The organism is Paenibacillus sp. MY03, assembly GCF_002165585.1.
Classification (GTDB): Bacteria; Bacillota; Bacilli; order Paenibacillales; family Paenibacillaceae; genus Pristimantibacillus; species Pristimantibacillus agaridevorans.
In genome coordinates this window covers 338845-360943 of sequence record NZ_MXQD01000006.1, presented here as the reverse complement: position 1 = coordinate 360943, position 22099 = coordinate 338845, and the positions used below count along the sequence as shown (strand labels likewise).

At 54.5% G+C, this 22099-nt stretch carries 22 protein-coding genes; 11 read left to right on the top strand and 11 right to left on the bottom strand.

The window, feature by feature from the left end; all coding sequences use genetic code 11:
• Window positions 1–3: 3 nt before the first annotated feature.
• Complete coding sequence (locus B1748_RS07665) at window positions 4–1287, top strand: UDP-glucose dehydrogenase family protein (protein ID WP_087567282.1); 1284 nt, start codon at window positions 4–6, stop codon at window positions 1285–1287.
• A gap of 109 nt (window positions 1288–1396) precedes the next feature.
• Here the strand turns inward: B1748_RS07665 and B1748_RS07660 are convergent, their stop codons facing one another.
• Window positions 1397–2245, bottom strand: coding sequence for an AraC family transcriptional regulator (locus B1748_RS07660; protein ID WP_087567281.1), 849 nt, complete (start codon window positions 2243–2245; stop codon window positions 1397–1399).
• Window positions 2246–2391: 146 nt separating this feature from the next.
• Here B1748_RS07660 and B1748_RS07655 point away from each other — a divergent pair, with 146 nt between their 5' ends.
• The gene (locus B1748_RS07655; RefSeq protein WP_087567280.1) at window positions 2392–3396 is read left to right on the top strand and encodes a Gfo/Idh/MocA family protein; all 1005 of its coding nucleotides are present in this window, start codon (window positions 2392–2394) and stop codon (window positions 3394–3396) included.
• Window positions 3397–3413: 17 nt separating this feature from the next.
• The gene (locus B1748_RS07650) at window positions 3414–4358 is read left to right on the top strand and encodes an aldo/keto reductase (protein ID WP_087567279.1); all 945 of its coding nucleotides are present in this window, start codon (window positions 3414–3416) and stop codon (window positions 4356–4358) included.
• A 21-nt stretch (window positions 4359–4379) separates the two neighbouring features.
• On the opposite strand, the gene B1748_RS07645 is transcribed toward B1748_RS07650, so the two are convergent.
• The 3 genes from B1748_RS07645 to B1748_RS07635 form a co-directional block, all read right to left on the bottom strand.
• On the bottom strand, window positions 4380–5318 hold the full coding sequence (locus B1748_RS07645) for a ribose-phosphate diphosphokinase (RefSeq protein ID WP_087567278.1): 939 nt from the start codon (window positions 5316–5318) through the stop codon (window positions 4380–4382).
• Between the two features lie 130 nt (window positions 5319–5448).
• Window positions 5449–6639 (bottom strand): enoyl-ACP reductase FabV, encoded by a 1191-nt coding sequence (gene fabV, locus B1748_RS07640; protein ID WP_087567319.1) that lies wholly within the window; start codon window positions 6637–6639, stop codon window positions 5449–5451.
• 146 nt (window positions 6640–6785) lie between these two features.
• The gene (locus tag B1748_RS07635; RefSeq protein ID WP_087567277.1) at window positions 6786–7001 is read right to left on the bottom strand and encodes an alpha/beta-type small acid-soluble spore protein; all 216 of its coding nucleotides are present in this window, start codon (window positions 6999–7001) and stop codon (window positions 6786–6788) included.
• 130 nt (window positions 7002–7131) lie between these two features.
• Between B1748_RS07635 and B1748_RS07630 the strand changes: the two genes are divergently transcribed.
• A complete protein-coding gene (locus tag B1748_RS07630; RefSeq protein ID WP_087567276.1) occupies window positions 7132–7716 on the top strand; it encodes an ATP-dependent DNA ligase in 585 nt (194 codons plus the stop codon).
• 102 nt (window positions 7717–7818) lie between these two features.
• Here the strand turns inward: B1748_RS07630 and B1748_RS07625 are convergent, their stop codons facing one another.
• Window positions 7819–8304 carry a C40 family peptidase gene (locus tag B1748_RS07625; RefSeq protein ID WP_087567275.1) on the bottom strand — a complete coding sequence of 162 codons (486 nt, stop codon included), beginning with the start codon at window positions 8302–8304 and terminating at the stop codon, window positions 7819–7821.
• A 262-nt stretch (window positions 8305–8566) separates the two neighbouring features.
• Here B1748_RS07625 and B1748_RS07620 point away from each other — a divergent pair, with 262 nt between their 5' ends.
• The 3 genes from B1748_RS07620 (at window position 8567) to B1748_RS07610 (ending at window position 11296) form a co-directional block, all read left to right on the top strand.
• A complete protein-coding gene (locus tag B1748_RS07620; protein WP_087567274.1) occupies window positions 8567–9352 on the top strand; it encodes an alpha/beta hydrolase in 786 nt (261 codons plus the stop codon).
• A 110-nt stretch (window positions 9353–9462) separates the two neighbouring features.
• Entirely contained in the window at window positions 9463–10959 is a 1497-nt protein-coding gene (locus B1748_RS07615; protein WP_087567273.1) for an alpha-N-arabinofuranosidase, read from the top strand.
• A gap of 13 nt (window positions 10960–10972) precedes the next feature.
• Window positions 10973–11296: a DUF6171 family protein gene (locus B1748_RS07610; protein ID WP_087567272.1), complete on the top strand. Its 324-nt coding sequence runs from the start codon at window positions 10973–10975 to the stop codon at window positions 11294–11296.
• Window positions 11297–11491: 195 nt separating this feature from the next.
• Here B1748_RS07610 and melA read toward each other — a convergent pair whose 3' ends face one another.
• Window positions 11492–12790, bottom strand: a complete 1299-nt coding sequence (gene melA, locus B1748_RS07605) for an alpha-glucosidase/alpha-galactosidase (protein ID WP_087567271.1) — start codon at window positions 12788–12790, stop codon at window positions 11492–11494.
• Window positions 12791–12988: 198 nt separating this feature from the next.
• Between melA and B1748_RS07600 the strand changes: the two genes are divergently transcribed.
• Window positions 12989–13927: an AraC family transcriptional regulator gene (locus B1748_RS07600; protein WP_179215448.1), complete on the top strand. Its 939-nt coding sequence runs from the start codon at window positions 12989–12991 to the stop codon at window positions 13925–13927.
• A gap of 10 nt (window positions 13928–13937) precedes the next feature.
• Here B1748_RS07600 and B1748_RS07595 read toward each other — a convergent pair whose 3' ends face one another.
• Window positions 13938–14957: a LacI family DNA-binding transcriptional regulator gene (locus tag B1748_RS07595; protein WP_087567269.1), complete on the bottom strand. Its 1020-nt coding sequence runs from the start codon at window positions 14955–14957 to the stop codon at window positions 13938–13940.
• Window positions 14958–15100: 143 nt separating this feature from the next.
• On the opposite strand from B1748_RS07595, the gene B1748_RS07590 reads away from it, so the two are divergent.
• The 3 genes from B1748_RS07590 to B1748_RS07580 all read left to right on the top strand — a co-directional run bounded on the left by B1748_RS07590 (window position 15101) and on the right by B1748_RS07580 (window position 18124).
• Window positions 15101–16891 (top strand): L-fucose isomerase, encoded by a 1791-nt coding sequence (locus B1748_RS07590; RefSeq protein ID WP_087567268.1) that lies wholly within the window; start codon window positions 15101–15103, stop codon window positions 16889–16891.
• 59 nt (window positions 16892–16950) lie between these two features.
• Window positions 16951–17610, top strand: coding sequence for a class II aldolase/adducin family protein (locus B1748_RS07585; protein ID WP_087567267.1), 660 nt, complete (start codon window positions 16951–16953; stop codon window positions 17608–17610).
• Window positions 17611–17680: 70 nt separating this feature from the next.
• Window positions 17681–18124, top strand: coding sequence for an RbsD/FucU family protein (locus tag B1748_RS07580; protein WP_087567266.1), 444 nt, complete (start codon window positions 17681–17683; stop codon window positions 18122–18124).
• A gap of 165 nt (window positions 18125–18289) precedes the next feature.
• Here the strand turns inward: B1748_RS07580 and B1748_RS07575 are convergent, their stop codons facing one another.
• From B1748_RS07575 to B1748_RS07560, 4 genes are all read right to left on the bottom strand, one after another.
• Window positions 18290–18961, bottom strand: coding sequence for a TetR/AcrR family transcriptional regulator (locus B1748_RS07575; RefSeq protein ID WP_087567265.1), 672 nt, complete (start codon window positions 18959–18961; stop codon window positions 18290–18292).
• Between the two features lie 93 nt (window positions 18962–19054).
• Window positions 19055–20206 (bottom strand): ABC transporter permease, encoded by a 1152-nt coding sequence (locus B1748_RS07570; protein WP_087567264.1) that lies wholly within the window; start codon window positions 20204–20206, stop codon window positions 19055–19057.
• Entirely contained in the window at window positions 20203–20937 is a 735-nt protein-coding gene (locus B1748_RS07565; RefSeq protein ID WP_087567263.1) for an ABC transporter ATP-binding protein, read from the bottom strand. Before B1748_RS07565 ends, B1748_RS07570 begins: the two co-directional genes overlap by 4 nt.
• 321 nt (window positions 20938–21258) lie before the next feature.
• Complete coding sequence (locus B1748_RS07560) at window positions 21259–22086, bottom strand: aldo/keto reductase (RefSeq protein WP_087567262.1); 828 nt, start codon at window positions 22084–22086, stop codon at window positions 21259–21261.
• Between the last annotated feature and the right edge of the window lie 13 nt (window positions 22087–22099).

The following is a 22099-nucleotide window of genomic DNA, read 5'->3' as shown; positions in this document are numbered from 1 at the left end:
TTCATGAGGATTTGTATCATTGGAGCGGGCTATGTCGGCTTGACTACAGCTGCCGTGTTATCTGATCTTGGACACAAGGTCAAGTGCGTCGACCGCGACGAAACCAAGATTAATGCCTTGGAGCAGGGCGTTATCCCGATTTTTGAGCCTGGATTATCCGAACTGGTCGTTCGCAACAGGAAAGAGGGCAGGCTGACGTTCAGCTCCGACGTGGCGGCTAGCATGGACGAACATGAGCTGATTATGATTGCAGTAGGGACGCCTTCGGCCGCGGACGGGAGTGCAGATCTCGTGTACGTAAGAAGCGTGCTTCTGGCGGTAAGCACCGTGCTTCATACCCATAAAGTCATTATTATGAAAAGTACGGTGCCTCCGGGTACAGGCGTATGGGCGGAGGAGTTCCTCCTGGGACTTGGCGTGCCCGGCACGCTCTTCGATATCGTGTCCAATCCGGAATTTCTGCGCGAAGGCACGGCGATCCACGATACGCTCAATCCCGATCGTATCGTTATCGGCAGCAGGAGCGTCGATGCGGCCGAGAAAGTGCGGGCCATCTATAACGGGATCGAAGCGGAGACGGTGTGGACGGGACAGACGGAGGCCGAGCTGATCAAATACGGTTCCAATGCGTTCCTGGCGACAAAGCTTTCTTTTGTAAACGAGTTGGCGCGCGTCTGCGACGTATTCGGCGCAGATATTATGCAGGTGGCCGAGGGCATAGGCAAGGATACGCGGATCGGAGGCAAATTTCTGCAAGCCGGCATCGGGTACGGGGGCTCGTGCCTGCCCAAGGACGTCAGCGCGCTGATTGGAGCGGCGTCTTCCCGCAAGATTGGCCTGGAGCTGCTGCGGGAAGTCGCCGCCGTCAATGCTTCTCAGCCGGACTATTATATCGGCAAGCTGGAGAAGTCGCTTGGCCGTCTGGACTCGGAGGTCAAAGTTGCCGTGCTTGGAGCTACCTTTAAGGAGAATACCGACGATTTGCGGTATTCGCAAGCGATTGAGCTTATGAAGCGATTGGCTGCGAGAGGCTGCGCCGTTACGGCATACGACCCGCTGGTTTCGCCTGCTCTGCCGGGCGTTGTTTGGGCGAAGTCCGCTGCCGATGCAGCGACGGGTGCCCACGCCATCATCGTGGCGACCGGCTGGAAGGAATTCGTGGATGCCGATTGGAATCAGCTTCGGCAAAAAATGAGCGGAACGATCGTCATGGATGGACGTAATGTGCTGAATCCGACCAAAGTCCGCGAAGCCGGCTTGACGTATGTTGGATTAGGCCGGATCTAAGGATCTGACGGCGGCTGACCTATCCTAGATTTAAGTCGGCGTCGCCGATCTAACGTGTACGACAAAGTTATAATGGGGCCAGACAAGAACAATTAGCCGTCTCGCCCCATTATTTATTCGCATTGTTATAGAGCTGGCGATAAGAGGTGGGCGTCATGCCCTCATGCTCCATAAATCGTTTGTTGAAATAACTGGCGCTGGGATAACCGGCCTCCGTCGCGATTTGGCCGATGGAGGCCGATTGGCGTTCCAGCAGCCATTGCTTGGCCGTTTGCAGTCGGCAGCGCGTTATGAAGTCCATCGGCGTCATCTCCATGACTGCTCGGAACAGCTTGCAGAAGTAATGGGGAGTAACGCCAACGAGCGAGGACCAGCGCTCCAGCTCGAAGGGCTGGACGGCTTCCTTTTGCATCAACGGCAGAATCTCCAGAATGCGGTTGCCGGAAGAGACGGGCTTGATCGTTGTTCTCGGCACGGCTTGTTCGGCAAATAACGCGATTAGCGCATAAGTAAGCGTCGATAGCCGATGAGGGCGCAACATCCGGTGCTGCTCCGCTTCGGCAAGCAGCTCTTCGTGCGAGGCAATCCACTGCTCGGTTCCCCGGAGCGACCAGAGCTGGCTGAGATGCAGCTCCTGATTGACGAGGAAATCGCCAAGCAGGCCATCGCCGTAGAAGTGGACCCAACGGCAGCTCCAGAGATCGTCTTGACTGGTATAATAGGTCTGCTCCTGAAGGGGGAAATACAAGACGGCGTCGCCTGCGACTAGCGCATGTCGCTCCCCGTCTATTTCTACATAACCTTTGCCCGACACGACAAAATGGATATTGAAGTTATTTTGCGCTCCGGCCTTGCGATGAACGGTATGTTCCATATAATCCTCATAATGTCCGACGGATTCGGGCATACAGAAGTAAGGGCTATGGGGAAGCGTTAGCAAGTGGCTTTGACGCTGCATTTATAGGCCGACCTCCTTACTTTTTGAATGCTTAATTCAAGACAAAATTGTGCTAAACAACTTTAATATATTGTCATTTTCATTTTAATCGAGTAGTCATATAATCACAATATAGTATTATCACACATACAAAGGAGCAATCAAATATGACGGCGACCAAATTAAAATGGGGCGTGCTCGGCTGTGCCGGGATTGCCAAACGCGCAGTGATTCCTGGCGTGCAAGCCTCCAAATGGAACGAAGTGACGGCTATTGCCAGCCGGGATGCCGATAAGGCTTCACGCACGGCAGAAGAGCATGGAATCGGCCAAGCCTACTCCAGCTACGAGGAGCTCCTCGCGGATCCTTCCATCGATGTCGTTTATATTCCGCTGCCGAACCATCTGCACAGAGAGTGGACGATTCGCGCCGCAGAGGCAGGCAAGCATATCCTTTGCGAGAAACCTCTGGCATTAACCGCTAAAGAAGCAGAGGAAATGGCAGAGGCTTGCGCCAAAGCCGGCGTTCAACTGTCCGAAGCGTTTATGTATCGTTGGAATCCGCGTTACGACAAGCTCCGGGAAATCATCGCGTCCGGAGAGATTGGCGAGTTGAGGGGCATTCGCAGCGCGTTTACGTTCAACAACGCCAAAGATTCCGCCAATGTCCGTTATCGCAAGGATTGGGGCGGGGGCTCTATCTACGACGTTGGCTGTTACCCGATCAACGCGGCACGGCTGTTGCTTGGCAAGGAGCCCGAAGCGGCGACGGTTCAGGCGATCTTCTCGCAGGAGCATGATGATGTGGATATGATGGCATCCGGTCTGCTGGAATTCGAAGGCGGAGTTTCCCTGACGTTCGACTGCGGCATGTGGGCGGCGTTCCGCAACCCGCTTGAGATCCTTGGGACTGACGGCATTATTGAAGTTCCTTCCGCATACGTTACGCCGCAGCCAGGCAGCGGCGACTTCTATGTAAACGCTGGAGGAGAACGCCGATTGGTGGAGGTCGAGCATGTCAACGCCTATACGGCCCAGGCCGACGCGTTGTATCGCGCCGTCAAAGGAGAAGAACCGCTTCGGTATGATGCTTTTGACGCAGTCCGCAATATGAAGGTCATTGATGCTTGCTTGCAATCCGCACGCGAGAGAGCAAGAGTAACCATTAACTAATCAGGAGGACAACAACCATGGAATATATTCAAATTAAAGGCTGCGACAAACCGGTGTCTCAATTGATGAAGGGCACGGACTATTTCTATCACGATTCCTACGAGAAGGCGGCAACGAATCTGGACGCTTTCCTTGCCATCGGAGGCAACTCGCTGGATTCCGCCCATATTTATTGCGGAGGCCAGAGCGAAGAAGTAATTGGCCGTTATATGGAGGAGAGAGGAAACCGGGACAAAATCGTCATTTTGACCAAGGGAGCCCATCACGATCAGAACGGACCGCGCGTTACCCGCAAGGACATCGCTTATGATCTCTCCGTGAGTCTGGATAGGCTGCGTACGGGGTATATCGATCTCTACGGCTTGCATCGCGACGATCCCGAGATACCGGTTCAGGTTATCGTGGACGCGCTTAACGAACATATCGAGGCAGGCAAAGTAGGCGCGATCGGCGTATCCAACTGGACTTGGCAACGAATCCAGGAGGCGAATGAATATGCCGCTAAAAGTGGATTAAGAGGTTTTACGTTTAGCAGTCCGAACCTCAGTCTCGCAAAAGCGAATGAGCCGTTCTGGAAGGGCTGCGTATCGGCAGACGAAGAAACCTGCGCTTGGCATGAGCGCGAAGGTCTTCCGCTTTTGTCGTGGTCTTCGCAGGCAAGGGGATTCTTTACGGGAAGGTTCACGCCGGAGATTCGTGACAATGCAGATTTGGTGCGGGTGTTTTATAACGACGACAACTGGGAGAGATTGGAGCGGGCAAGGAAGCTTGGGGAACAGAAGGGGGCAACCGCCATTCAGATTGCCCTGGCTTATGTATTAAATCAGCCGTTCCCGACCTGCGCCCTGATCGGCGCGCAGACGACGCAGGAGCTGACGTCCTGCGACGAAGGTTCGCGAATCGTCTTGACCAAGGAAGAGATGGACTGGCTGGATCTAAAGAAGGAAAGCCTGACCGTCTAGTCTCAGGCCGGGAGATTATTGTTACTCCGACTTGAACAGTGTCGCGATGGAGCCGCCCTCCGTAATGATGCGAATGGCGGTTCCGAGCAGCGGAGCCATCGGCAGCAGGACGAATTTGTCGGAATGTTCCTGGTCGAGACTGATGGTGTCTGTGATGACGACCTCCTGAATGTTGGGATGGTTTAGCTTTTGTACCGCGTCACCCGAGAATAGTCCATGCGTCGCGCAAATAAAGGCGTCTTCGGCTCCGCGTTTCTTAAGCGCCTCGACGACGTTAATAATGGTGCTGCCCGTATCGATCAGATCCTCGATGATGATTGGCGTCATTCCTTCGACTTCGCCGATAATATGCGTAATTTCGGACTCGTTGTGAGCCGGACGGTTTTTGATCATGATCGCGAACGGGCAGTCCAGCAATCCTGCCAGCTTTTCCGCTGTCGTGGCGCGTCCGGCGTCGGGCGATACGACGACAGGGTTCTGAATGGATTTGGAACGCAAATATTCGATAATCAAATCGAGCGCGGTCAAGTGATCGAGCGTGATCTTGAAGAAACCCTGGATAGCATCCGCATGAAGATCGACAGTAATGATCCGGGATGCGCCGGCCGTCGTCAGAACGTCGGCAACCATCTTGGCCGAGATCGGTTCGCGAGGCGCAGCTTTCCTCTCTTGACGCGCATAGCCGTAATACGGCATGACGATGTTAACGGACTTGGCCGAAGCTCGTTTGGCCGCATCGATCATAACAAGCAGCTCGACGAGATTCTCGTTGACGGGATGAGAGAGCGACTGCACGATAAAGATATCGAAGTTGCGAATCGACTCTTCGTAAGAAACATGAATTTCGCCGCTTTGCGCGCGGGAGATGTTGGAACGGCCGAGCGGCAGCTCAAGCTGCTTGCACACGGCTTCTGCTAGCCTGGGGTTGGATGATCCGGCGAAAATTTTAATATTCGGCATATTGCCCTCCGCTTCAAAGATTAGATTTCAAATGTCCGATAAGCTCGGAAACTTAAAAATTTTTATGTGGTCAAAAACGCTGAGCACGGCCGCGGCCGACGCTCAGCGTTTTGTTGTAATATAGTAAAACTTAACGCAAATTCGGGATGTTTACGTCCTGATTGACATCCGCTTCGTAATCAATGCCGTCCGTCTCGAAGCCGAACAATTGGAAGAACTCGCGGCGGTATCCTTCCAAATCGGACAGCTCGTAGACATTCTCGGTAGTCAGATCAGCCCATAGCTGAGCGACCTCCGCTTGAATCTCCGGCTTCATCTCCCAGTCATCGACGCGGATGAGGCCTTTTTCGTCTACTGCAACTCCGTTAGAGGCGTACAGCCGCTCGGAGAACAGACGATACATCTGCTCGATGCAGCCCTCATGCAGGCCTTTCTCTTTCATGACTTTGTACAGAGCGGAGATATACAGCGGCACGACCGGAATCGCGGAGCTAGATTGCGTTACGAGCGCCTTGTTCACGGATACGAACGCCCGTCCGCCAGTTGCCGACAGCTGGCTGTTCAACCGCTGAGCCGTAGTCTCGAGATCATTTTTTGCCGCGCCGATCGTTCCTTCGCGGTAGACGGCATGCGTAATCTCGGGTCCGATATAGGAATAAGCAACCGTCGTGACATCGTTCTCTAGAACGCCGGCGGCACTGAGTTCGTCGATCCACATTTGCCAGTCCTCGCCACCCATGACTGCAATAGTCTGACGCAGCTCGTCATCCGTTGCGGGCTCGATCGTTGCGATCGAAACGTCGCCATTATGGAAGTTGACGGTTTTGTTGCTGTAAGTTTCGCCAAGCGGCTTGATAACCGAAGAGAAGGTTTCGCCTGTCTTGGGATGCGTGCGCCGCGGGGAGGCGACGCTGTACACGATCAGGTCGATCTTGCCAAGCTCCGTACGAATCAGGTCGATCGTTTTGGCTTTAATCTCGTCGGAAAATGCGTCGCCGACGATGCTGTAGGACTTCGTGCCGGCAGCGGCGGCAGCTTGCTCAAACGCGGCGGAGTTATACCAGCCCGCGGAGGCGGTACGCGCTCCTTCGGCGGCTTTGTCGAAGTAAACGCCGACCGTATTCGCGCCTGCGCCGAAGGCGGAGACGATGCGGGATGCAAGACCATAACCCGTGGAAGCGCCGATTACGAGCACATTGCGTGGGCCCGTCAGAGCAGGCTGGCCTTTCACGTAATCGATTTGCCGCTGAACTTGCTTGGCGCAGCCCTCCGGATGAGCCGTTGTGCATATGAAGCCGCGAGTTTTTGGTTGAATGATCATATTGGGATATTCCTTTCTTTTCATGAAATACGTTCATCATTTATGTACAAAGGACAACTCTATCCCATTTTACCGATTTTCTCAACCGAATGGAAGCGAAATGCAAAAAGAGAGCGCCGCTGCGCTCTCTGACCATGCGTTTTCGGTTATTGGCGGCCTGCCAGCTGCTGCTGAGCCATCTGAACCAGGCGACGTGTAATGTAACCGCCAATGGAGCCCATGTCCCGAGAGGTCATGTTGCCGTAATAGCCGTCTTGCGGAAGCTGGATTCCCAATTCGCCTGCGATTTCATATTTCATCTGCTCCAGGGCGGCGCGAGCCTGGGGTACTAAAAGATTGTTGCTGCTTCTGTTGTTGGACATCTTTGGTCAACCTCCTTTTCTACCGATATTATGCGTTGCATCTACACGAATTATTCGTCAATTGAGCCTAAATTTACCGAGGATTCGATGGATAGATGCATGATAAAATGGAGACGAGGTGACTCATCCTATGTTTATGAAACCTATGCTCTCCACCGAAGGGGACGGACCTTTTGATGACGAGCGATTTCTGTTCGAGCCGTTGATTCATGGTCAACGTCTCCAGTTGGCAATGAGCGGAGGCGTAGTCAAGCTGCTGAGCCGGCACGGGTATGACGTGACGAGGCAATATCCGGAATTACATAACGTCCCGTTGCGCAAACCGGCAGACGTCGTCTTCGACGGGCAGCTCGCCTATGTGCACCCGGAGTCCGGAAAGACGGACTTCGAAGTGCTCCAGCATCGTTATCGTTTAAAGGGCGATCTGCGTATTCGCGAAGCGCAATCGATGATGCCGCTCCGGTTTTTTGTATTCGATATTCTTTATTTTAACGGCATCGATTTGCGTGTGTTTCCTCTATATAAGCGGAAGCGTATGCTGTTTGCCGTGCTTGAGGATAATGCCTGCTTTAAGCGGATGGTGTTTGCAAGAGGTACAAGCGAATCGCTGCACAGCCAAGTCCGGGAGTTGGGTCTGCAAGGCGTAATCGGAAAGTCTTGGCGGAGCTTGTACGCCGAAGGAAGAAGCGAAGAGTGGATTAAGGTGAAGACCTGACCTGATCGATGAAGAATGGGACCACAAAAGCTGTTCTCCCGAAGAACGAATTCGTTCATCAGGGGAACAGCTTTTTCAAAAGTGCATATTCTGAAATCCCGCTTACAAAACCCGGCGTGCAGTTACGTATTTGTTTTTCCAGTAGCTGGAGTTCATGTCGGTTACGGTAACGCCTTTGCTGCTGGAGCTATGGATGAACTTGCCGGATCCTGCATAGATGCCGACATGGCTGATGGATTTGCCTCCATTTGTGCTGAAGAACACGAGATCGCCCATGCTCAGAAATCCTTTCCCAACCTTTTCGCCCATGTAGGCTTGAGCCGTTGATGTGCGGGGCAGCCAGACTCCGATGGATCCTAACATGTATTGGGTAAACGAGGAGCAGTCGAATGCGGAGGTCGAGCCCGCGGCTGCGCCATAAAGGTATGGCGTGCCTATGTAATCTTTGCTGCTGTCGATTAAGGCTATCGATGTAGGAGTTGCTGCATGAGCCGAGTCTGTGCCGGCTCCGAACGTTACGGCCGACCAAATAATTGCGCCGCAGGTTCCGATTTTGACGATGTGCTTGAGCAGGTTTCCGTTTCTCATGTTGTCAGTGTATCCCTCCAGGTCGTTTTTCATAAAATCAATATATCATAATTGAAACAGGGCCTTTTTGCCAAATGAGAGCTGGAAAGGTTCTTGCAGAGCGCTTTTTTTGGCTTTATGAGAATTGCATGAAAAAAATCTCATGAAAGCAAGCGGGAGGAATAAGCGCTGAGAGCGCTTCAATTCCAGGTTTCGCAACATCGGGATTTCTGCTAGCATATTAGTCGTAAAGATACTATGAGTCAAGGGAGAAGATAATCGAATGGCTTTGTTGAAGTGTCACTTTATTGCCGAATCGCTGGGACTTAGTACGTCCATGACGGTGTTGCTGCCGCAGCCCTCCAGAGCTAACGGAATGAACCCGGAATCGCGGAAATACAAAACGCTGTTTTTGCTCCACGGCTTCTCTGACGACGACACGATCTGGACGCGCCGTACTTCCGTCGAACGATACGCGGACGAGCATGGAATTGCCGTCGTCATGCCAAACGTCCATCGCAGCTATTACGCGAACATGGTGCATGGGGGCGATTACTGGACGTTCCTGACGGAAGAGCTTCCGTTCCTTGCGAGATCGATGTTTCCGCTTTCGGATAAGCCCGAGGATAATTTCGTCGCGGGCCTGTCCATGGGAGGTTACGGAGCGTTCAAGTGGGCGCTGAGCCATCCGGAACGATTCGCGGCAGCCGGCAGCTTCTCGGGGGCGGTAGATTTAGCAGCCTTCATCCAAAAATCCAAGGATGACGAGAACCGTCGCCGCTCCTTCGGCCTTATTTTCGGAGATGATCCCGTGGAAGGAACGGACAATGACCTTTTGGAGCTATTAAAGCGGGGAGCCAAGGCAGATGCGGCATTGCCGCCGCTATACCAATGGTGCGGAACTGAGGATTTTCTTTATGAGGAAAACTTGAGCTTCCGGGATGCTTGCCGGGAATCCGCCTATGAATTGGACTACTCCGAAGGACCTGGCGATCATTCTTGGGGGCATTGGGATTCGCAAATCAAGCATTATCTAAGCTGGTTAAGTAAAAAAGGATTGCTAAAATAGCTCTGCAAGCGTATTCTATGAGTAGGATTAATAAATACGATAATTGAATTTATATAAATGTTAATTCATTTAGAGCAACCTACTCCCATTAGAATAGCGAGGTCATAGCGATGACGAACCAAAACGTATTGACGATTCAAGCCGACCAAACGTTAGGCAAGATCGACCGCAATCTCTACGCCCACTTCTCCGAGCATCTGGGCAGATGTATCTATGAGGGCATTTGGGTGGGCGAGGATTCTCCGATTCCAAATACGAGCGGCATTCGGAACGACGTGCTGGAAGCGCTCAAAGGCATTAAGATCCCTTCGTTGCGCTGGCCTGGCGGCTGCTTCGCGGACGAATACCACTGGAAGGACGGCATCGGCCCTCGCGAGGAGCGCAAGCGGATGATCAACACGCATTGGGGCGGCGTGGTGGAGAACAACCACTTCGGCACGCATGAGTTCATGTTGTTGTGCGAGCTGCTGGAATGCGAGCCCATCATCTGCGGCAACGTAGGCAGCGGCACGGTGCAGGAGATGTCCGAGTGGGTGGAGTACATGACATTCGAAGGCGTATCGCCAATGGCGGAGCTGCGTGCGAAGAACGGCCGTGAGAAGCCGTGGAAGCTGACCTACTTCGGCGTCGGCAATGAGAATTGGGGCTGCGGCGGCAATATGCGTCCGCAATATTACGCGGACGTATACAAGCGTTATCAGACTTACGTGCGCAACTATGGGGACAACAAGATACACAGAATTGCGTGCGGTCCCAACGACGATAATTATGAATGGACAGACGTGCTCATGCGCGAAGCGCATCGCCATCTGGACTCCATCTCCCTTCATTACTACACGGTGCCGGGCGTCTGGGCGGACAAAGGCGCGGCGACGGGCTTTACGGAGGCGGATTGGTTCGTGACGCTCAAGAAGACGCTGCGGATGGATGAGCTCATTACTCGCCACTCCGCGATCATGGATCGTTACGACCCGGATAAGCGGGTAGGACTTGTTATCGACGAATGGGGCACTTGGTACAACGTAGAGCCGGGCACGAATCCGGGTTTTCTGTATCAGCAAAACTCAATCCGCGACGCGATCGTCGCCGGACTCAACTTCCACATCTTCCATGAACATAATGATCGTGTCCGCATGGCGAACATCGCTCAGGTCGTCAACGTGCTGCAATCCGTCATTCTTACGGAAGGGGAAGCCATGATCTTGACGCCGACGTACCATGTATTCGATATGTACAAGGTGCATCACGACGCCGAACGTCTGGAGCTGAAGCTGTCGTCGGACGAAACGTATTCGCATGGCGGCGACTCCATCGCCAAGCTGTCCGCCAGCGCGTCGAGAGACTCGGAGGGCCGTATTCACATTAGCTTGTGCAATGTCGATCCACACAGCGGAGCCGAGCTGAGCATCGATCTACGCGGTTTGTCGGAAGCCGCTCCGCAGGTCAGCGGCACGGAATTGACGGCAAGCGCCATGGATGCCCACAATACGTTCGAGCAGCCGGAAGTCGTGAAGCCGGCGCCGTTCAACGGCTTTTCCCTGGAAGGGACGACGCTCCGCGTGAAGCTGTCGCCGATGTCCGTAACGGTACTGCAGCTTCAATCGTAGGAGCGGTTCATTGATGACCGCGAAAGATCGCCAGGTTGCTCGCCGGCAGTCCGGGCAGCCCGATTCCGGGGGCTGCAGAGGCTGCGATCCCGCTTATCGCGTCACGGAAGCCGATATCGACCGTATCTTGTCGGCGCCGATGTTCAGCTCGACTCTCCATGCCGTTCCGGACGATGTGTACGAGAGCAGGCTTGCCGTATGCCAAGCATGTCCCAAGCTGTCCGGCGGTTCGACTTGCGTCGCTTGCGGGTGTTACGTGCGCGTGGCCGCAAAGCTGAAGGTCAAGCGTTGTCCGCTTCCGGGCGGAGCGGGGTGGGGCGTCTACGCGGAACCTTGATTTCAAGCCTGCTTTTCAAAAAAAGGATATAACTTATCGGTTAGTCCATTTCCATAAGCCGCAGAGACGGGTTTTACAACCTGACTTTGCGGCTTATTCTCTATTACATACAGGATCAACTTTGACTGGATGCCCAAATAAAAAGGCCTCCCGAAAGACGGGAGGCAGCAAAAACAACAATGGTTTTCCGTAATATTATACGTACTTCGGCAGCCAGCTGCCGTGAGCTTCGATAAGCTCGTCGCAGAGGGAAACGATGTCGTCCATCGACAGCTCGGCGGACGTATGTGGATCCAGCATCGCCGCATGGTAGATGTGGTCGCGCTTTCCGGTGACAGCCGCTTCGATCGTCAACAGCTGCGTATTGATGTTAGTGCGGTTAAGAGCGGCCAACTGCGGCGGCAGATCGCCTACGTAAGTTGGCGTAACGCCGTTGCGGTCGACCAGACACGGCACCTCGACGCAGGCTTCCTTAGGCAGATTCGTGATGAGCCCCGTGTTCATGACATTGCCGCCGATGCGGAACGGAACGTCGGTCTCGATCGCCTCCAGGATGTAGGATGCGTATTCGTGGCTTCGGCAATGCTCGAGTCCTTTGTCGTTAACGAGTTTATCGCGCATATCCGCCCAGTTCTGAATTTGATTCACGCAGCGGCGTGGATACTCGTCCAGCGGAATGTTGAAGCGTTCGATCAGCTCGGGATAATTGCGTTTGATGAAGTACGGGTGGTATTCCGCGTTATGCTCGGACGACTCCGTGATGTAATAGCCGAATTTCAGCATCATCTCGAAGCGGACCATATCGTCGTGTTTTTCCTTTTGTTTCTCTGCGGCTCTGCGTTTGATCTCGGGATACAGATCGACGCCGTTTTTGCTTACTTCCAGCAGCCAAGCCATATGATTGATTCCCGCGATGTGCCACTTCACGCCTTCCGTCTCCATGCCAAGATGTTTGAACAGATGCGGTACGCATACTTGCACGCTATGGCAGAGACCGACCGTGTTAACGCCGCCGTGCGTGTTCATGACGTTCGTCAATACCGCCATCGGATTCGTGTAATTCAGGAACAGCGCGTCCGGACATACTTCGTTAATATCCTTGGCGAAGTCGAGCATTACGGGAATCGTGCGCAAGTTGCGGAAAATGCCGCCGATGCCGACCGTATCGGCAATCGTCTGACGCAGGCCGTATTTTTTAGGAATTTCGAAGTCGGTAATCGTACATGGATCGTATCCGCCAACCTGAATCGCGTTAACGATGTATTTGGCGCCGCGCAGCGCTTCCTTGCGATCGGAGTAAGCTTTGATCTCGCAAGCGCTGCCGCTGGTTAACTTAATGTTTTGCAGCATCGTTTCGGAATCGCGTAGACGGTCGGCATCGATGTCGTACAAGGCAATCTCGAAGCCCTGAAGCGCCGGCGTATGCATCACGTCGCCTAAAATATTTTTTGCAAATACTGTGCTTCCCGCACCGATAAATGTAATCTTGGACATAAGAAATAAGCCTCCTCGAACGTATAGGTTTGAAGTGTGGTATGCAGCGCGCACAACCGAAGTAATCACTTACAGTATAGGTCGGCAAGCTGCCGTTGCATATGGAAAGAAGAGATCAATATATGGAGTAATGTCGTATTGTTGTGTATGATAACGATAGGAGTAACGACAGGAGAAACGCGAAGGGAGGCATGCAGAGTGGAACACTACCGATACAGCTTGTCTATAAACGCCGCGACGGATCGGGGGGACTTCGTCGTGATGTTCTGCGGCGAAGCCGACGTCGTTGGCGGCCATTACATCGGGCCTGCGGTCCACGATTATTTTCTCGTTCATGTTGTGACAGCGGGAGAAGGGACGTTCGAGACTTTGGGGCAAAAGTATCGGCTGAAGAAGGGGGACGCGTTTCTGATTTTCCCCGACATTTTGGTCAAATACGAAGCGAGCAAGGAGACTCCGTGGACGTATATGTGGATCGGTTTCTCGGGTGATCAGACCGAGAAGGCGTTGGGGCGTATTGGCATTACGCCTGAACGGGCGGCACTCCGGGGGTTGTCTCCCATTAAGATGCGAGAATTGTTCGGCAGTATCCGGGACAGTCTGGACAACGGAGCGACGCCCGAGCTGGGCAGCATGGCGGCGTCCGGCTGTTTGAGGCTGGTGCTTCACGAAATGGGGGTCGCCGCGCTTGCAGGGAATGCGCCCGAAAACGGCGTCACAGGCATAGACGGCGGCGACGGCGAGCCGAGGATCATGTCGCATCAGCCAAGTGAGGGAGGGCGCCCCATGAATCGACCGCTGCCGGAGGACGCGATACCTGGCAGACAGCAGCAGATCGATCAAGCGATTCGGATGCTGTCCTACCAATACGGCCAGCATATTTCGATTGGGGAAATCGCGAGGAAGCTGGGCTACCACCGCGCCCATTTGACGAAGCTGTTCAAAGAAACGACAGGGCTGTCTCCCATGCAATATTTAAATAAAATCCGCATGAAAAAAGCCGAGAAGCTGCTCGCTGGAGATTTGACGATCGCCCAGGTGGCGGCTTCGGTCGGCTTTAACGACCCTCTGTTTTTCACGAAGCAATTCCGAAAGTGGCGAGGGGTGTCGCCTACAGAATTCCGGAAGTCGCTGTGACACAAAACTACTATCCCGAGCGCAGCGGCTTGACGGATCGACGGACGAGCAGCTCCGCGGGGAGGACGATTTTTTTCCACGGCTGGGCGGTCTCCTTGTCCTGAATACGTTCGATGAGCATGCTCATGCCCATATAGCCGAACTGGTAGGCTTGCTGCGCCGCGACGGTGAGAAACGGTTCCACATCGGCGTAGGGAACGAGATCGTCGAAGCAGACGATGGACATATCCTCGGGGACGCGGAGTCCTTGCCCATGCAGCAGCCGCATGACCTCTACGGCAAGCACGTTGTTGCCCGTAAGAATCGCGGTTGGAGGAGGGTTGAGGCCCGCCAGCCATGCTTCCATCTCGGATAGATCGTTTAGCGAGCCGAAGCTCGTCTCGAATATATGGTCCTCTCGGAAAGGCAGCTCGCTTAGCTTCAGTCCCTCCTTGTAGCCTTGCAGGCGCAGTCTCGCACTGGAGATGGAGGAGGAACCGTTTACCATGGCAATTCGTTCATGTCCGGCCTCCGCCAGATGGGAGACGAGTTGCCTGGCGCCTTCCTTGCTGTCGCCGAGTACAATGTCGCAGTCGATGCCGGGCACCTCGCGGTCAAGCAGGACGAAGGGCACATCGTGGCGGCGCAGCAACTCCAGATGGGGGAGTGACGGATCGCCGGCCGGCGCGAGCAGCACGCCGTCGACCCGCGTCGTCAATATCGTCGTCACGTAGTCGGCTTCCTTTTCCAGGCTCTCGTCGCTGTTGCCGAACAGCAGACGGTAGCCTTGTTTCTTGGCGGCATCTTCCGCGCCTCTTGCGAGCGTCGTATAAAACGGGTTCGTAATATCCGTAATGAGAAGGAACAGCAGCTTCGTTTGCTGCAGCACGAGACTTCTCGCCGTTTGATTCGGCACGTAGTTCATTTCCTCCATCACTTTCCGTACCTTCGCCCGTGTTTTTTCGCTAATTCTGCCGGAGTTATTGATAACTCTCGACACGGTCATCGCCGAGACATTGGCTTTCTCCGCAATATCATAGATCGTTACCATAATGACTATCCTTTCGACATATCATAGGACTTATCATACAAAAAGAAAGCGTTGACAGCAACCTCTTTGGCTGTTAATTTAGAGTTATCGGTAACATTTTTACTTTGAACAACCTTAAAATTATTCCAATGGAGGGTTTTGACATGGCAGAGACAAACTTGCGATTCCAAGGGGGTTTCCCCAAGATAGGCATTCGGCCGACGATTGACGGCAGACGAAGAGGCGTGCGCGAGTCGCTCGAAGAGCAGACGATGAATATGGCGAAAGCAACGGCGAAATTGTTGTCGGAGACGCTTCGTTATCCGAACGGAGAGCCCGTAGAATGCGTCATTGCGGATACTTGCATCGGCGGCGTGGCGGAAGCTGCAGCATGCGCCGACAAATTCCTGAAGTCCGGGGTGGGCGTGTCCATCACCGTAACTCCATGCTGGTGTTATGGCACGGAGACGATGGATATGGATCCTTCCATCCCCAAGGCGGTATGGGGCTTTAACGGTACGGAGCGTCCAGGCGCGGTCTATCTGGCAGCCGTATTGTCGGGTTATGCGCAGAAAGGTTTGCCGGCGTTCGGCATCTACGGCGAGCAAGTCCAGGATGCTGGCGATACGACCATTCCGGACGATGTCCGGGACAAGCTGATCGGATTCGCGCGCGCGGGTCTCGCGGTTGCTTATATGCGCGGTAAGTCGTACCTGTCCATGGGCTCGGTATCCATGGGTATCGCGGGTTCCATCGTCAACGACGCGTTTTTCCAGGAGTATCTCGGCCTTCGCACCGAATACGTGGACATGTCGGAATTCGTCCGTCGTATGGAAGAAGGCATCTATGACGGCGAAGAATACGAGAAGGCGCTGGCATGGGTGAAGGAAAATTGCATCGAAGGACCGGACAACAATCCGGAGAGCATCCAGACCTCCCGCGAGAGCAAGGACAAGGACTGGGAAACCGTGGTCAAAATGACCCAAATCGCCCGCGACCTTATGGTCGGCAACCCGCGCCTAGCGGAGCTGGGCTTCGGCGAGGAAGCAATGGGCCACAACGCGATCGTATCCGGCTTTCAAGGCCAGCGCCAGTGGACGGACCACTTCCCGAACGGAGACTTTATGGAAGCGATGCTTAACTCCTCGTTCGACTGGAACGGCATCCGCGCTCCATACATCGTCGCGACTGAGAACGACAGCCTTAACGGCGCGGTCATGTTGTTCGGCAACTTGCTTACGAATACGGCGCAGATCTTTGCGGACGTTCGCACTTACTGGAGTCCCGACTCCGTTGAACGCGTGACGGGACATAAGCTCGAAGGAGCTGCGGAAGGCGGCATTCTCCATCTGATCAACTCCGGTCCGGCAACGCTTGACGGCACTGGCGAACAAAGCAGGGACGGCCAGCCGGTCATGAAGCCGTTCTGGGAGATTACGGAAGAAGAGGCGCAGAAGTGTCTGGACGCGACGTCCTGGCGTCCGGCTTCCGTGGAATATTTCCGCGGCGGCGGCTATTCCTCCGATTATCTGACTCGCGGCGGCATGCCGATGACGATGTCAAGGCTCAATCTCGTAAAGGGCATCGGTCCGGTACTGCAAATCGCGGAAGGCTACTCCGTCGATCTGCCGCAAGACGTGCACGATACGCTGGACAAACGGACGGATTCTACATGGCCGACGACTTGGTTCGCTCCTAAGCTTACCGGAGAAGGCGCGTTCCGCTCCGTCTACGATGTCATGGACAACTGGGGCGCCAACCATGGCTCCATCAGCTACGGCCATATCGGCGGCGACTTGATTACGCTGGCGGCCATGCTTCGCATTCCGGTCCATATGCACAACGTGCCGGAGGATCGTGTCTTCCGTCCTCGCGCATGGGGACTTTTCGGCACGGCCGATGCCGAGGGCGCGGACTTCCGCGCGTGCAGCAACTTTGGCCCGCTTTACAAATAACTTAAACATGCTGCCCCATCTTTCAACATCAAATTAATTATGCTGGAGGTTAACCCAACATGAGCAGTGCAGCCATTCGCGAGGAACTGTGCAAATACGCCCGCAAGACGGTAGCGAACAAGCTGGTCGTCGGCCCGGGAGGTAATATTAGCGCAAAGCACGAAGGCAAAATGTATTTGTCCCCAAGCGGTTTCGCTCTCGACGAAATCGAGCCGGAGCAATGGGTAGAAGTCGACATCGAAACGGGCGACATAACCGACATCGGTCTGCGTCCATCGTCTGAGGTGCTGATGCATCTCTACGCTTACCGCGCCAATCCGAATATCGGCGCAATCGTGCATACACACCCGCCATATTGCATCGCATTTACTCTGGTAGAGCAGGAGCTTCCCATCATGTTCCCGGACCAAGCGGCGCTTGTCGGCAAGACGGTGTATGTACCTTACGTTCTGCCTACGACGGATAAACTCGCGGACGCATACGTCGAGGTTGTTAATCAAGCCAGTACGGTGCTGCTGGGCAATCATGGTCTAGTGACGACCGGACGCAACCTGCGCGAAGCTTATTACCGCACGGAAGTCGTCGAGGAAAGCTGCAAAATCTACCTCATCGCCAAAGCGATTCGCGAGCCGAAGGTACTCACGAAGGAAGAGTTTGAGGAGATAGCTTCGCTTGAAAGCGAAGCCTACCGGATTCAACTGCTTCAGAAGATGAAATAATGCCGATGCCAATCGCTCTTGGGCCCTTGCGGCTTAACATGGCGAGCGGGAAGCGGTGAGGAGGCTTATTATGCTGAAAGGGATACCGGCCATTTTGCCGCCCGAGCTGTTGAAGGTCCTTATGGAGATGGGACATAGCGATGAAATCGTTCTCGCGGACGGAAACTTCCCTGGCGCCAGCCACGCGCAGCGGCTAATCCGTTGTGACGGGCACGACATTCCGGCGCTGCTGGACGCCATGCTGCAATTGTTCCCGCTGGATCAATACGTGGAAAAACCTGCCGGACTGATGGCCGTCATGCCGGGTGACGCGACGGAGACGCCTATCTGGGAGGAGTACCGCGAAATTATCCGCGCCCGCGAAGGACTGGATGAGCCATTTGAAGAGATCGAAAGATTCTCCTTCTACGAGCGGGCGAAGCGTGCTTACGCAATCGTAGCGACAGGTGAGAGCGCCTTGTACGCGAACCTGATCTTGAAGAAGGGCGTTGTCAAGCCGGATAACGCCGAATAACTCACGACGGGAACGACTCTGGATTCGAAAAATTGCGAGCTCCTGTTGACCCAATAGACGCCCCGTTCCTTGCTGATACAGCTAGGAACGGGGCGTCTTTGTCTGTCTGTTATCGCTAATCGAAGCTCAGTTCGCGCATGCCCGGCAGCAATCCGAAGGATCAGGTTATTCCGACCGGCCTGCGATGCCGTACATCAAGATGTCGATCGTGCGGTCGATTTCTTCGTCCTCGTCGATGCTCTCGTCCGGTAATAGGAGGAGATGGGTCAAGATCATGCCGACGACCAGGCTGATCGCAGAGCGAAGCACGCGCCAAGGAGGGGCATCGATCAGTTGGCCTTGGGCCTGGAAGTGGAGTATCGCTTTCTCCATGCGCCGAAATACGTGGTTCTCGAACAGTTCCCTGACCTGCGTCAGCAGCTCGGGCTGGAAGGGGACCTCATGGATCAGAATGCGGAGCAGCTTCATGTGCTGTCGCGCGAACTGGAATCGATCCTTGGCGATGGTCCGGAACAAGTCTTCGACCCGTTCGTGGGGCTGCTCCAGCATTTTGGCGAAGTCGCGCATGAGGAACGGAGCGGCAAGTTTCACTGCAATGGGTCCGGCAATGGAGAGCAGCAGATCCTTTTTGGTTTTGTAATGGCGGAAAATCGTGCCTTCCGCTACGCCGGCTTTGGATGCGATCTCGCTCGTCGATGCGGCAGCGTAACCTTTCTCGGCAAAGATTTCGATCGCGGCTTCGAGAATGCGGGCTTGCTTCTCTGTTTTAACGCCGCCTCCGTCTTCCTCCGCCAGTCGAAGCAGGTCTTGCAGCCATAGATCATTCCGTTCGGTCATGCGAGTATGCTCCTTTTTGTCCAGGTCGTGTCTGAAAATCTGCTCCCCTCGGAGTATTCAGACACGCCCTAGCTGTAGGTTGGCTACAGGTTACTATATTTTGCGATGTTTGCGCAACGCCAGCACGTTGGCTCCCATAAAGAGCAAGGATAAGCCGGCGAGCACGAACACGTCTCCCGCGATGCCGCTCCAGCCTTCGCCCCGGAGCATGACGCCTCTAAGCGCGTCGGCGCCGTAGGTCAGCGGCATGAGATGGGACAGCCATCTGAGCCAAGGGGACATGCTTTCGAGATCGAACAGTCCGGAGAAAAAGATTTGGGGCACGATGACCAGCGGGATGAATTGTATCATCTGGAATTCCGTATTGGCGAACGCCGACAGAAAGGTGCCGAGGCTTAGCGCCGTTGCGGACAAGAGCAGCGTCACCAGCAGCACGTACCAGATGGAGCCGTCCATCATCAAACCCAGGACATGGACGGAATACAAGGCGATCAGCACCGCTTGTATGCCCGTGAACAAGCCGAAACCACAAATATATCCCGCAACGATCTCCCATCTTCTCAGAGGCGTCGCAAGCAACCGCTCAAGAGTTCCGCTTGTTCTTTCCTTTAAGAACGAAACACCAGCGATCAGGAACACGAAAAAGAAAGCAAATACGCCGATGAAAACGGGGCCCAGACTGTCGAATGTCGTCATCGCGGGTCCGCCGTGCAAATATTCGATTGCAGGCGCCGCCGCAGGGCCGGCTTGAGCGCTCGTGCCCTTATCAGCCTCCGAGAGCGCGTTCGACGACGTGCCCGCGACATCATTCAAATGCGCGTTCGTATCTGCTGTCGCGCCTATGCCCCCCGGCACGCCCATGCCCGCAGGCATGCCGGACAGCCCCAGCCACGCCGAAGCGAAGGAAAGCACCGCCCGATTGCGGGCCGGATCGCTGCCCTCCAGCCTGATTGCCGGCGCGCTGCCGTCCCACAAGACATAGGCGTCGATGTCCTGCGCCTCGAGCGCCTTCTCCGCCAGCTCCGGACTGCCGAACGCGCGGACATCCGCATCAAGCCCCTCGGCTTGCTTTGCGAGCGAGTCCGGTATGCCGATAACCCCTATCTTAGGCGTATAGGAGTCGCCGTTAAATACAAGATACATAAGCGACAGGACGAGTAGGGGCGCTGCGATCAGCAAGGCCAGCGTCCTCTTGTCGCGGAAAAACTGGCGGATAATCCGGAGCGTTAACGCGCGAATTCTCATCTTGCCGCACCTCCGTAATGAAGAAATGCTTCCTCGATCGTGAAGCTGCCCGTTTCCTGCTTCAACGCTTCCGGTGAGCCGACCGCGATGAGGCGGCCCTCGCGGATCAGGCCGAGTCGATGGCATTTTTCCGCCTCGTCCATGACATGGGTTGTGATGAGGATGGTCGTTCCTTGCCGGCTAAGCTTTTCCAGCTCGGACCAGATCGACTTCCGAAGCAAGGGATCTATGCCAACGGTTGGCTCATCGAGAATAAGGATTCTGGGATCGTGAAGCAGGGCGATAGCGAGCGACAATCTTCGTTTCATCCCCCCGGAGTACGAGGCTACGATCCCGTTCATGTGCTCGCCCAGCCCGACCAGCTCCATGACGTACGCGGTTCTGGTTTTCTTTATCGCACCTTTTAGTCCAAACAGCGCGGCGAAGAAATCAAGATTCTCCTTGGCCGTCAACTCTGCGTACAGTGCGTCGGACTGGGCCATGTACCCGATTCTTTCCATCATCGAGAGATTCGGCAGCTTCGTGCCGAGCATGACGACATCGCCAGAGGTTCCTTCGTCAATGCCGGCGATCATTTTGACAAGCGTCGTTTTGCCGGAGCCGGAAGGTCCCAGCAAACCGAATATTTCGGATGATTGGATGTCGAGCGCAATGTCGCTTAGGACGGTTTGATGGCCGAAAGCGCGGCTGAGCCCGCGAACGCGGATGGCGGGATCGATAGGAGCAAACATTCCAAAACCCCCTCGGATAAGAGTGAGTAATCACTCATTTCATGGCATTAGATTACTCCCGGAAGGTTGGAGCTGTCAAGAAAAATCGGATATGCATCGATTTAACGATGCGCTGGTGTCCATAATAAATCGACAGCCTCATGGGGTAGACCATGGATAGAGTCAATAGTAAGACAGGATACAAGACGTCTGGGGCGTAGAGCCTAGAGCGGGCAAGGTGTACGTGTCGGTCGTATTGAGGAAAAAAGAAGCACGGAGACCGTTGAGTCCCCGTGCTTTGACCACATATAGAAGTGTAAATGATTCGCCATACTTTCTCTCTTAGAAGTTGAAGTTGTCCGGATCCGAGCCGAAGCGCTGATTGCGATTCAGCGCGCTGATGGCGGCCATATCCTCTGCGGACAGCTCGAAGTCGAAAATATCGCCGTTCTGCTTCAGACGCTCCGGATTTGTAGATTTCGGAATCGTTATAACGCCCGTCTGCAGATCCCAACGGAGCACGACCTGTGCGGGAGATTTGCCGTATTTGGCCCCGATGTCGGCTAGCACGGCATGATCAAGATTGCCTTGCATCAGCGGGCTCCAAGCCGTGACTTGAATTCGATTGCTCTTGCAGAATGCCAAAAGCGGCTCTTGCGTCAGCAGCGGATGGTATTCTACCTGATTGACCATCGGCACGAGCTCGCTGGACTCCATCAGATCCTGCAGGTGATGGATATGGAAGTTGCTGACGCCGATCGCACGGGCTTTGCCGGAGCGGTAGATGGATTCCAGCGCCCGCCATGTATCCTTGTATTTGCCTTTCACCGGCCAGTGGATCAAAAGCAGGTCGACGTAATCCATGCCCAGCCGCTCCAGGCTCTGCTCGAACGCCGCAAGCGAAGAGTCGTAGCCTTGGTCCGAGTTCCATACTTTCGTCGTAATAAAGAGCTCTTCGCGCGCGATGCCGCTGTTGCGAACGCCGATGCCGACGCCTGTTTCGTTACCGTAGACCGCGGCCGTATCGATATGTCGGTATCCCGCTTCGATCGCAGCTTGTACGGTACGCTCCGTCTCGCCATCGTCCTTTACTTTCCATACGCCCAAGCCGAGCCAAGGCATTTTTAGTCCGTTATGCAGCGTTGCGCTGTTCGTAAATGCGGTTGTCATTGTTAGAGTTCCT